Raw genomic sequence first — 11,476 nt, forward strand, 5'->3', positions numbered from 1 at the left:
GCTCACCGCCCGAACTGCGCGGACTGCCCGGACTGCCCGGACTGCCCGGACCTCCCGGCCGGGCTCGGCCGACGGTCGAGGTCTCGGGCGAGGCTGCGCGCGAGGAACTCGGCGAGTGGGGCGTGGTGGACCTGCGGGTGGTCCCACTCGTTCTCCAGATTCTCCGCCATGTGGTGCGTGCCGAGCAGCGCACCATCCCGGAAATGGCGGATCACCGGATGCAGGTAGGCGGCATCGAGGGCGTCGTCGACCGAGTTCTGCGCGGTGCGACGCTGCGTGATGTCGAAGGGGTCGACCCGGTCGTGGTCGGGTCCGTACTCCAGGGTGACGGTGAACCAGTCGCCGGCCTCGGTCGGTCGGTTGTCCCGCACATACGCGACCGGCACCTCCTCGCGGTAGTACGCCGCACCACCGGCCGGTACGACGATCAGGTCCCCGAGTACACCGAACTGCTGCCACAGCGCCGAGCTGCGATTGACCCTGGCCAGCACGGCATCGGCCAACCCGCCGGGGTCCGCCACCAACGCCCGCCGCGGCCAGGGCCGGTCCTGATGACGCTCGTCGAGAATGCGGCTCAACGCCCGGACGGCGTACCGGAAGCCGTGGATGAAGCCACTCGTGGATTTCTTGAAGTCACGCTGCTGCATCAACGTGCCCGCGAAGTACAACCCGGGCACGTTCACCGACTCGTACGCCGAGGACAACGCGGCAAACCGGTCGTCGATGACCAACTCCGGCCGACACTCCGGGTCGAACACCGAGGCGTCGAACCCGAAGCCCGTACACACGATGACCCGGTCGTAACGCAGCTCCTTCACCACCTCGTCGGCCCGAGAAAAACCGAACCGAACCCGATAACCCCCGCCGCCGCCGCCGCCGTCCCCGCCCCCGCGCCCGCCGCCGCCGTCGCCGTCCTTCGCCACCGACAGCACATGCCCATCGAGCAGCGCATTCTGCGACTTCAGCTGATAGGTATCGAGAAAGTTGTTGTTGACCGCACGCAGATGTCCCACGAAGTGGGTGTTCCAGGCCATCCGGATGGAGTGCGGCCCGGCCACATGGATCACCGCCGCGGTCTCGACGAGGTTGTCCGCGGTCTCGAACGCGGAGTTGCCCTTGCCGAGGATCAGCACCCGCTGATCGGTGAAGTCCTCGGGATCCACGGACACAACGGAGTAATCCTCGGCGGTCTCGATGCCCGGGACGTCGGGGGTGTTGGGCCGAGTCAGCCCGGTGGCCATGACCAGTCGCCGGGCACGATGCTCCACCCCGCGCCGATCGGTCACCACGAACCCGCCATCAGCGTCCCGCCGAATCCGCTCCGCCCGGGTGTCATACGCGATGTCCAGCTCGAACGTTGCGGCGAAGTCGGCCAGATAGCGCACCAGATCGTCGGCATCCGGAAAGTAGCGTCTGCTGTAGCGGGTGAACAACAACTCCGGATCCGGCGACAGCAGCGAGTTCCAGTCCATCCGCAGGTTCAACTCGGGATCGTCGGTGCCGGTGTGCACCTTGTTGATCGAGATGAGCCTGCGATGCCGGGGAAAGGTCCGAAAGAACGTGCCCGGCGCCGAGCCGCTCTCCAAAATCCGGTAGCGGTGCCCCGCTCCCCGAAGCAACTGCCCGAGCTGCAACCCGGCGGGCCCACCCCCGACCACCAGGTAGTCGAGCGGTTCACGGCCCGTGTCGTGGCCGGCAGGTACGAAGTTCACGGAGCTCTCCTTCCGCTCCGGGCGAGCACGCACCCGGAGACCGATGGGGACGGCATAACGGAGAGTGCAATCGCGCAATCGCGCCGGCCATCGAACATCGGCCGAAGCGCCATGGGAAGGGGGCCGCACGGGGATTCGTTGAACCCTCAAGCACCACGGTAATAACGAGCCCCCACCCGAGCAACAGCCCCACGGGAGCCGACCAGGAGACGACTGGGAGCCGACCGGGAGACGACCTGCCCAACCAAGCGCAGCACAACGCGGCGGACGACCCCGAAGAAAACCCGTGGCCACAAGCAAAAAGAGGCGCCCAACCCGCGAGTTCCCGCAGGTCAGCCGCCTCTTCAAAGCCCGAGCCGGGCTACATATCCGGTGGGCACAGACAGACTCGAACTGTCGACCCCTGCTTTGTAAGAGCAGTGCTCTAACCAACTGAGCTATGCGCCCGGATGCGAGAGGACAGCCTATCGAATCCCCGGTAGTGATTCGTGCCGTCGCAACGTGGAGCCGGTCACTTCGTCCTCCTCAACCCCCGACGTCCTCCTCTGCGCGCGCCCGACCCGGCCCCGGCAGGCGCCCGACCCGGGTGCGCCGACCCCACCCGGGGTCGGTGGGCCCGCCGCGTCATCCGGACGTGGTCCCGGCCCCCGCAGACGGTCGGAGCGCCGGCCTGTCCGGGGTCGGCACCCGGCCGGGCACGGTCGGGGCCCCGGTCAGGCTCCCGGTCGGGATCGGATCGGCGGATCCGGACTGGTCCCGGAACCCGCCCACCTGCGCCCGCGCGATGCGATTGACCTCCGGATCGACCCAGATCCGCCAGTCGGCCATCCTGGCGAGGTCCTTGAGCCGGCTCCCCGGCAGCACCGGCTCCTGCGCTCCGGCGCCGCCCCCCTCGGGGAACAGGGGCAGCTCCGTCACCGAAATCTCCACACCGTCCGGACGCACGAGATGCACCGACCATTCGGCGGGCCCCAGCGTGGTTCCGCCGTCCACCGGCGGGCGTACCGGGATTCCCTGGCTGACGTATCCGCGCGTACCACCCTGCTCGACGAACGAGGCGCAGGTGACCAGGGTCTGTGTGTCGGCCGGGCACGGCAGCTCGGTGACCGGCCGAGCGCTGGTCGCCACCGTCACCGTCAGCAGGAACCACGCCTGGCCGACCACCACCCGCACCGTGGCGGACGCCCCCACCCGGGTGGGCGGTTCGCCCGCCTTCGAGCCGATCCGGCCTCCGGTGGGCTCCTGCGGTTTCCCGCCCAACGGCGTCGCCAGGAGCACCCGCACGATCTCCTGCGGCGAGATCGGCTCCATCCCCACCGGCGCGGAAATCGTCGGTACGTGCTCGACGCTCCCACCCGGCGGCGTCGGACCCCTGGTCACCCCCGCCGCCGCCGGCGCGCTCTTCGACGCGCCGTCCGTCGTACTCGACGCCGCCACCAACCCGGCGCCCGCCAGGGCCGTCACCACCACGGCGGACGCCGCGATCCGCATCCGCCGGACCCGTTTCATCCGTCGACCCCGGGTGATGCCGCCCGCGACCAGGCCCACGGGCAGGACCAACTCCGCCGCCACCCGCATCGCGGCGGCCAGTTCCTTCTCCTCAGATCCCGGGGATCCCATCGACCTGCCGTCTCCTAGACATCGGTGTCAACCACATGTCGCGCCCGGACCCACCCGGCGCCCACCCAACAGATAAACGCGCTGAGCCCCTCGCTCCGTCACGCGTTTTCTCCCGGAACATGAAGTCCGTGGTATCCGAGGGGAGTTGGGTGCGGGGGGAGTTGGATCCGCACCCCAAGGTATGCGCGCCATCCCCACCACCGCGACCGACGGAGTCCACCGACCCGAGACTGATGATTCCGCGCCACTTGGGGAGTCTCCCTTGCATACGTAAGACCACACACAGGAAGAGGTGGCCCGATGACCGACCCACGCGACCCACACAGTCAGCGCGAACTGCGCGAACTGCTGAAAATCCACGTCGACAAGGGCGCACTCCCGGGCGCCGTCGCGCTGATCGCCCACGGCGACCGCGTCGACGTGGCGGCGGTCGGCTCCCTCGACGCCGCCGGCACCACCCCGATGACCCGCGATTCGATCTTCCGCATCGCGTCGCTGACCAAGCCGCTGATCGCCGCCGCCACGATGTTGCTCGTCGACGACGGCCGACTCGCCATGGACGACCCGATCGACCGATGGCTCCCGGAGCTGGCCGCGCCCGAGGTCGTCCGCACTTCGACCGGCCCGATCGACGACGTGGTCCCCGCCGCCCGACCGATCACCGTGTTCGACCTGCTCACCTTCCGGGCCGGGTACGGCTTCCCCGCCGACTTCACGCTGCCCGCCGTCGGCCTGCTGTTCGCCGAGCTGAAGCAGGGGCCGCCGGAGCCGCAACTGGTCGCGCCGCCGGACGAGTGGATGGCCACGCTGGCCCGGATCCCGATGCTCCACCAACCGGGCGAGGCCTGGCTGTACAACGCCTGCGCGGACATCCTGGGCGTACTGATCGCCAGGGTCGCGGGTCGCCCGCTGCCCGACTTCCTGGCCGAGCACCTGTTCGCACCGCTCGGCATGGTGGACACCGGATTCGCGGTACCGCCCGCCGACCTCGACCGCTTCGCCGGCTACTACCGCCGCAACCCGACCGGCGGCCTGGACCTGGTCGACGCCCCCACCGGCCAGTGGAGCAGCCCGCCGCCCTTCCCCTCCGGCGCCGGCGGCCTGGTCGCGACCGTCGACGACCTGTACGCCTTCGCCCGCCTGATCCTCGGCGAGGGCACCGTCGACGGCCGACGCGTCCTGTCCCCCGAGTCGGTCCGCCTGATCACCACCGACCACCTGACCGCGGCCCAGCGCGAGGCGTCCCGGCTCTTCCTCGACGGCCAGGGCTGGGGTTTCGGCGGCACGGTCGACATCGAGCCGATCGACCCGTGGAACGTGCCCGGCCGCTACGGCTGGCTCGGCGGCACCGGCACCGCGGCCCACGTAACGCCGACCACCGCCACCACCACGATCCTGCTCACCCAGGTCGAACTCACCGGCCCCACCCCGATCCCCCTCATGCGCGACCTGTGGCAACTCGCCACAACCGCCTGACCGAAAACCGCAGTGCGCGCTGCGGGATCCACCTCCAAAACCCGCGCAACGCATCACAGTCAGAGCTCTGTCCGAAGAACGCGGGGCCCCTCAGGGGACCGAAAACCACCCTTCCCGGCTGTCACGCGGACGGAACCATAGATTTCGAGTGGTGATCGAATGACGGCGTGGGCCCGCACGCACTCGACGTGCCGGCCCACGCCGCCATGGAGCGATCCGGACGCCCTGGGATCCCGGATCCGCTCCCGATCAGTGCGACACCGAAGTACCGTCTGTGGGGCGGCAACCAGGTCGCGGGGCGAGACGCGGCCGGCCGCGCGACGGCTTCGCCCGAGAATTGTCGAGGTTGAAGCTTTGAATTCGACGGATGAAGCAATCGGCTACTCGATACTCGGCGGCGGTCTGGCCCTGGGTATTCTCGCCTGGTATTGCGCGTACGTGGCGGCCGTGACGTTCTACCGGCGCAGTCGCGCGAAAGATGATTCGACGGCCGCGCTGACCGGTTTTTTCGTGGGGATCGCCGCGCTCTTCGCATGGCCGATCACGATCCCCTGGTGGCTGTACAACAGACGGTCCCTGGCGGCGCAAAAGCCGGGCCCCCCTGCGGCGACCCCATCGCCGGCACCGATCGGACTCGGGCTCGATGCCGATGGGCGGGCCGGCGAGTCGCCGACTCCATGACCATCCGAACCGACCGAACCCCCCACCGTCGTCCCGGGAATCGCCGCGCCACCCACAAGCGTTCCGGTCCGACCACCACACCATCCCCAGCCAAGGCGCTGCGCTACACCGCCTGCTCTGCCGACCCCGCCGGCGTCGTCCTGGACACAGGCACCCTCACCGACTCCGAAATGCCAACCATCGCCGGCGAACACGCCCCCGCGTCCGAGTCTCCGACGTCGCCGTCCCGCTTCCGCTCCGCGAACCCGGATCCAAACCCGCTCCCGGCCTCGGACCCGCTCCCGGCCCCGGCCCCGGCCCCGGCCCCGGCCCCGGCCCCGGCCCCGGCAGGTTAACCCCCGCTCAGCCCACCTCCCCATGAAACGCCCGTCGATACGCGTCCGGCGGCACCCCCACCGTGCGGTTGAAGTGTCGGCGCAGCGTGGTCGCCGTCCCCATCCCGGTGCGGGCCGCGATCCGCTCGACGCTGTCGTCGGTCACCTCCAGGAGTTCCTGGGCCCGGCGGATCCGCTGGGTCAGCAGCCAGCGCAGCGGCGTGGTGCCGGCCACCGCGCGAAAGTGCCGATCGAGAGTGCGCGTACTCATGTTGACCCGCCGGGCCAGGTCGCCGACGCTCAGCGGCCGGTCCAGGTTGGCGATGGTCCAGTCGAGCAGTTCGGCAAGCCGGTGGTCGCCCGCCTCCGGCACCGGGCCGGGGATGAACTGGGCCTGCCCGCCCGGCCGATGCGGCGGCACCACCAGGCGCCGGGCCAGCGCGTTGGCCGCCGCGGTCCCGTGGTCGGTGCGGACGATGTGCAGGCACAGGTCGAGCCCGGCCGCCTTGCCCGCCGAGGTGAGAATCGAGCCGTCGTCGATGTAGAGCACGTCCGGATCGACCCGAACCAGCGGGTATCGGGCGGCCAGTCGCGCCGCGTGCAGCCAGTGTGTGGTGGCCCGCCGATGGTCGAGCAACCCGGCCTCGGCCAGTACGAACGCGCCCGTGCAGATCGACGCCACCCGCGCGCCGGCCTCGTGCGCGGCCCGGACCGCGTCGACCAGATCGGCCGGCGGCTTCTCGTGCACGCTCCAGCCGCCCGGCACCACCACGGTGTCCGCACCGACCAGCGTGTCCAGACCATGCGGGGTGTCCGTGCGGAACCAGCCGCCGAAGCTCACCGCGCTCGGCGCACACACCACGAACTCGTACCAGGGGTCGACGATGTCGGAACGGTCGATGCCGAAGACGTCGCACGGCATGGCGATCTCGAAAATCGAGACCCCTTCGGTCACGGCGAGCGCAACGGTGGGCATGTCGGAAAGTGTACGCATGATGGCGTTCGCGTCACTCGTGATCGCCGTACGCCCCCGCCACGCTGGGTGCCGTGCCTACACCGATCCCGACCCGAAGCCCCAAGCCGACCGGAAACTCCCAGCCGACCGAAGACTCCCAGCCCACCGGAGACTCCCAGCCGATCGGAAGCTCCCAACCGACCGGAAATTCCCAGCCGACCCGCACCACCCCCATCACCCCCCGCGCCTGGTGGGGCGCCGCCCTCGCGGTCGCGGCGGTCGGCTGGGGCGCGAACCAGTTCGTCCCGCTCCTGCTGCTCTACCGGCACCGCCTCGACCTGTCCACCGCCACCCTCCAGGCCATCTTCGGTCTGTACGCCCTCGGCCTCGCCCCCGGCCTGCTGCTCGGCGGCCCGATCTCGGACCGGTACGGCCGCCGCCGGGTCGGCCTGCTCGCGCTCGCCACGTCGTTGCTCGCCACCGCCCTGCTGTGCGTCGGCGGGTCCGGCGTGGCCTGGCTCTATCTCGGCCGGCTGATCGCAGGCGTGGCCAGCGGTGCGGCCTTCGCGTCCGGCGCCGCGTGGGTCAAGGAGTTGTCCGCCGCCCAGCCCACCGGAGGCCGGCTCGGCGCCCGCCGGGTCACCGTGGCGATGACCGTCGGGTTCGGTGCCGGCCCCCTCGTCGCCGGCACCCTGGCCGAATGGGCCCCGGCCCCCACCCTGCTGCCCTACCTCCCACACCTGGCGCTGACCGTCACCGCGTTCGCCTTCGCCCTGCGCACCCCGGAAACCCGCGCCGCCGCCCCGACCACCGACAGCCTGTACCGCCAACTGCGCCCCGCCGGCCTCCGTGACCAGCGCTTCCGCACGGTCGTCCTGCCGCTGGCCCCCTGGGTGTTCGGGTCCGCGGCGATCGCCATCGCCTATCTCCCCGGGCTGGTCGCCGGCCGGGTCGGCGGCCATCCCGTGGCGTTCAGCGCCGGTGTCGCGGGCCTGACCGCCGCCGCCGGGATCGGCGTACAGCCGCTCGCCCGTCGACTCGAACAACACGGCGGCGCCCGGCCGTTCCGGGTCGCCCTCGCCCTGGTCGCGATCGGCGTACTCACCGCCGCACTCGCCGCCGCGACCCGCGAACCGGTCGTCGTCCCGATCGCCGCCGCCATCCTCGGCGCGGGCTACGGCTGCTGCCAGGTGTGCGGCTTCGCCGAGGTGCAACGCATCGCCGCACCAGGCGAGTTGGCCGCCCTGACCGCCGTCTACCAGGCGGTCAGCTACCTCGGCTTCGCCCTCCCCTACCTTCTGGCCACCGCCGAAGCCGCCCTCCCCGCCGAGGCGTCGTTGTCCATCGTCGCCGCCCTGGCCACCGCCACCCTCCTCTACGTCGGCCGCAAAGCCGCCCCGTCCCCCGCCCCCGCCTCGTCCCCGTCCACATCGCGTTAGCCAATTTGTGCCACGAGTGGTCCAGACCATTGACCACCCCAAAGCACCCCTCCTAGCGTGAGCACGCGCCCCCGGCAACGAAGGCACGCGACCCGCGCAGGTCGCACCCGACACGGTCCGTCCCCGGACCGCGTGGTTCCACGTTCGGATGCGGATTCGACGTCCCATCGACTCGACGACCGCGCTCCGAAGCACGCGCGCGGTCGATTCGAGACCGCGTCCGAACGGGTCTGCCCGTCCCGGCACGACTTCGTTCACGAGGAGAAGTCCCATGCGCAAGAGGTCCATCCTGGCCACGCTGAGCGCGTCCGTACTCGCCCTACCCTTACTGCTGCCGGCACCATCCGCCTCCGCCCACGGCTTCATCTCCAGCCCGGAAAGCCGCTCCGCGTACTGCGGCGACGGCACGGTCACCAACTGCGGCGACATCCAGTGGGAGCCGCAGAGCGTCGAGGGCCCCAAGGGCTACCCGGCCGGCGGCCCGCCCGACGGGCAGTTGTGCGCGGGGGCCGACGGGCGTTGGGCCCCGCTCGACGACCCGCGCAACGGCGCCTGGCCGACCACCCACCTCACCTCCGGCACCACGTTCAGCTTCACGTGGGAGATGGAGGCCCGGCACTCGACCACGACGTTCCGCTACTACGTGACCAAGCCCACCTGGAACCCCGCCACGCCGATCACCCGCGCACAGCTCGAACCCACCCCGTTCCTGACCGTCCCGATGTACGGCGCCGAGCCGGCCGCACACGAGGTACACACCGGCACCCTCCCGACCGGCCGCACCGGCCGCGCGCTGATCTTCGCGGTGTGGGACGTCGACGACACCGACAACGCCTTCTACTCCTGCTCCGACGTCACGTTCTGACCGAACGCCCACCACCGAACACCACCACCGAACGCCACCCGCCACGCCCGGCGGTCGAGCCCGGCTCACCGCCGGGTCCACCACACGTCCCGGCACGCCCGAAGCGCCGGTTGGTGGACCTCCATCGGACAGCACCTGGAAGGATGTGCAGGATGGAGTGAGCACGGCTCACATGGTGACGGGAGCAGGCGTGGTGGTCGGATCCGCACGACGGTCCCTCGGGATCGGCCTTCCGCTGTCGATCACGCTCGCCCCGCTGCTCCTGGCCGTACTGCCGGCCGCGTTCGCCGGCGGCGACACCCGTCCGTGGCGGCGGCGCAAGGACGCCGCCCGCTCGGCCGCACTGGCCGCGCGCGAGGCGGCGGGCGAGGCGTTCCTCCAGTTGGACACCGCGCAGCGGGACATGATGCTCTCGCTGGAAACGGTCCGCGCGGTACGCGGCGCGCGCGGCTCCGAGGACGCGCTGCGCGGCTTCGCCGCGGTGAGCCTGCAAATCGACGAGGCGAGCGCCGCCTACATCACGCTGATGGACCGGTATCCCCTCGACAACGAGCTGGAGACCGACGAATACGCGGCCGCCCGCCGGGAGTTGACCGAGACCGCGCGCAAGCTGGACACCGTCCGCCAGGACCTGGAACGGTTCGCCGGCACGCTCGCCCCACTGCTCGCCGACGCCGAACAGGCCCTCGGCCAGTTGCCGCCGGCCGTGGACCGGGCCCGCCGGGCCGCCGCCGAGGCCGCACAGGCGGTCGCCGACACCGAACGGGCCGGCCTGGGCTCGACCACGCTGACCACCCGCCTCACCGCGATCCGCACCGATCTCACCGAGTTGGACCGCGGCCCGGCCGCCCTCGGCATCCCCGGGACACTCGCGGTGGCCCGGCGCATCGAAACCGCCGCCGGCGAACTGCGCACCGAGGCCGAACGGCTGCCCAAACAGCGCGAAGAGGTCACCAACCGGCTGTCCTCGCTGCGCACCCGCAGCCAGGCCCTGGAGTCCCGACTGGGCACTGTCGAGCCGGCGCTGCACCGGCTGCGCCGCGACTACGTACAGTCCTGCTGGACCGACCTGGAGCAGGTCCCGGCCAAGGTCCGACAGTCACTCGGCATCGCGCGCACCCGCCTGGAGGAGGCCGGCGCCGCGGCCGGACGCGGGGAGTACGCCGACGCGGTGAGCCGATTGGCCACCGCGCGGGCCACCCTCAAGGACGCCGACGAGGCGATGGCCTCGGTCACCGACCGGCTGCGTGCCCTCGAAGAGGTCGCCCGCGATCCCGGCGCCGAACTGGAGCGCACCCGATTCGCCCTACGCGACGCCCAACGACTCGCCCTCGGCGGCCGGGCCAATGCCGAGGAACGCTACGCCCGACGCCTGGACGCCCTGGTCTTCCGCCTCGAAGCAATCGCCTCGCTCCCCGACCACGCCCGCCCCGACTGGTGGCGCTTCCTCAGCGAAACCCGGGCAATCCGAGCAGAGGTGGCGGCCACCGTGCAGGTCATCCGCGAAGACCGAGCCGGCTCGGGCCCCCACTGACCGCCACCATCAACCCCGACCCCAACGAGTCAAGTAAAGAATCGGCACCATCAGCCACCTTCCCGAAATTTAAGGTTTAAAGTCGTCGGACCGGCCGAGTCCGGGACCTCGGTCCCGATTCACGGGCCCGAAACCCGTGCGCGCCGGCGACCACGATGCTGATACCGGGAAGTCGCACATGCCCGTGCTCTTGTTGCTCCTGTTCGCGTTCCTCCTCGTTCTCGCGCTGCCCAGCCTGCGCGCGCTGCGCCGAGCCCCGCGGACCGCCCCCGCGCTGCCGCTGCACACGAACGACGTGAGCGACATGCACCGGATGATGGTCGTCGCGTACGAGGAGGAGCGCGCGGAGCTGCACCGCCAGGCGGTCACCTGGCTGCACTCGCTCGGCCGCGGCCCCCTACGAGTCACCGACGCACAGGCGGCCACCGGCAACCGAGGCTGCGACCTGGTAACCCTGGGCGACGGCACGGTCCTCGGCCTGTCCTCGACGGGCGTGGTCATGCACGAGCTACGCGGAGCCCTGGACCACTTCACCGAGGTAGCCCTGACCCGAGTCCGCGCCGCCCGCGACGGCTTCGAACTGACCTTCGACATAGCAGGCGGCCACCAACTACAGGCCCGAGCCGAACTCCTGACCGTCCGAGGCGCCTGCGTCTAACCCCCACAGCCGGCCCAACCAATACCCCTCAACGGGCCAACGCCCGACGGTCACACTCAGACCAACCAACTCCCCCCAGCCTGGCCCGCACCACCCAGCCCAAGGGCACGCACTCCACCCGACGAACGCCCCTCGCCCCGGCCGGCACCGCTCGGCCCGACGATCACGCACTCAACCCAACGAACGCCCCTCAGCCCGGCCGGCGTTTGAGGCCAACCCAAC

General features: G+C 71.0%; 9 protein-coding genes and 1 tRNA gene. 6 read left to right on the top strand and 4 right to left on the bottom strand.

What is annotated here, in order from left to right; genetic code table 11:
* Positions 1-2 precede the first annotated feature (2 nt).
* The 3 genes from ABIA38_RS10800 to ABIA38_RS10810 form a co-directional block, all read right to left on the bottom strand.
* Positions 3-1,712 (bottom strand): NAD(P)-binding domain-containing protein, encoded by a 1,710-nt coding sequence (locus ABIA38_RS10800; protein WP_424638304.1) that lies wholly within the window; start codon positions 1,710-1,712, stop codon positions 3-5.
* 373 nt (positions 1,713-2,085) lie between these two features.
* Positions 2,086-2,159: transfer RNA gene (locus ABIA38_RS10805), tRNA-Val, on the bottom strand.
* Between the two features lie 177 nt (positions 2,160-2,336).
* Positions 2,337-3,332 (bottom strand): hypothetical protein, encoded by a 996-nt coding sequence (locus ABIA38_RS10810; RefSeq protein WP_424638305.1) that lies wholly within the window; start codon positions 3,330-3,332, stop codon positions 2,337-2,339.
* A gap of 300 nt (positions 3,333-3,632) precedes the next feature.
* On the opposite strand from ABIA38_RS10810, the gene ABIA38_RS10815 reads away from it, so the two are divergent.
* Positions 3,633-4,808 carry a serine hydrolase domain-containing protein gene (locus tag ABIA38_RS10815; protein WP_424638306.1) on the top strand — a complete coding sequence of 392 codons (1,176 nt, stop codon included), beginning with the start codon at positions 3,633-3,635 and terminating at the stop codon, positions 4,806-4,808.
* Between the two features lie 354 nt (positions 4,809-5,162).
* Entirely contained in the window at positions 5,163-5,489 is a 327-nt protein-coding gene (locus ABIA38_RS10820) for a hypothetical protein (protein WP_424638307.1), read from the top strand.
* Positions 5,490-5,831: 342 nt separating this feature from the next.
* On the opposite strand, the gene ABIA38_RS10825 is transcribed toward ABIA38_RS10820, so the two are convergent.
* On the bottom strand, positions 5,832-6,779 hold the full coding sequence (locus ABIA38_RS10825; protein WP_424638308.1) for a helix-turn-helix domain-containing protein: 948 nt from the start codon (positions 6,777-6,779) through the stop codon (positions 5,832-5,834).
* A gap of 71 nt (positions 6,780-6,850) precedes the next feature.
* Here ABIA38_RS10825 and ABIA38_RS10830 point away from each other — a divergent pair, with 71 nt between their 5' ends.
* From ABIA38_RS10830 to ABIA38_RS10845, 4 genes are all read left to right on the top strand, one after another.
* Positions 6,851-8,197 carry an MFS transporter gene (locus tag ABIA38_RS10830; RefSeq protein WP_424638309.1) on the top strand — a complete coding sequence of 449 codons (1,347 nt, stop codon included), beginning with the start codon at positions 6,851-6,853 and terminating at the stop codon, positions 8,195-8,197.
* Positions 8,198-8,468: 271 nt separating this feature from the next.
* The gene (locus tag ABIA38_RS10835; protein WP_424638310.1) at positions 8,469-9,062 is read left to right on the top strand and encodes a lytic polysaccharide monooxygenase auxiliary activity family 9 protein; all 594 of its coding nucleotides are present in this window, start codon (positions 8,469-8,471) and stop codon (positions 9,060-9,062) included.
* A gap of 157 nt (positions 9,063-9,219) precedes the next feature.
* Positions 9,220-10,596 carry a hypothetical protein gene (locus ABIA38_RS10840; RefSeq protein ID WP_424638311.1) on the top strand — a complete coding sequence of 459 codons (1,377 nt, stop codon included), beginning with the start codon at positions 9,220-9,222 and terminating at the stop codon, positions 10,594-10,596.
* A gap of 178 nt (positions 10,597-10,774) precedes the next feature.
* Positions 10,775-11,254, top strand: coding sequence for a hypothetical protein (locus ABIA38_RS10845; protein ID WP_424638312.1), 480 nt, complete (start codon positions 10,775-10,777; stop codon positions 11,252-11,254).
* The last annotated feature ends 222 nt before the right edge of the window (positions 11,255-11,476 follow it).

This window comes from Embleya sp. AB8, from assembly GCF_049739465.1.
Lineage (GTDB): Bacteria > Actinomycetota > Actinomycetes > Streptomycetales > Streptomycetaceae > Embleya.

What these genes read in the sequence shown, in the direction of transcription:
- ABIA38_RS10810 (WP_424638305.1), bottom strand. Translation starts at nt 3,332, where the DNA reads ATGGGATCCCCGGGATCTGAGGAGAAGGAACTGGCCGCCGCGATGCGG.
- ABIA38_RS10815 (WP_424638306.1), top strand. Translation starts at nt 3,633, where the DNA reads ATGACCGACCCACGCGACCCACACAGTCAGCGCGAACTGCGCGAACTG.
- ABIA38_RS10825 (WP_424638308.1), bottom strand. Translation starts at nt 6,779, where the DNA reads ATGCCCACCGTTGCGCTCGCCGTGACCGAAGGGGTCTCGATTTTCGAG.
- ABIA38_RS10835 (WP_424638310.1), top strand. Translation starts at nt 8,469, where the DNA reads ATGCGCAAGAGGTCCATCCTGGCCACGCTGAGCGCGTCCGTACTCGCC.
- ABIA38_RS10845 (WP_424638312.1), top strand. Translation starts at nt 10,775, where the DNA reads ATGCCCGTGCTCTTGTTGCTCCTGTTCGCGTTCCTCCTCGTTCTCGCG.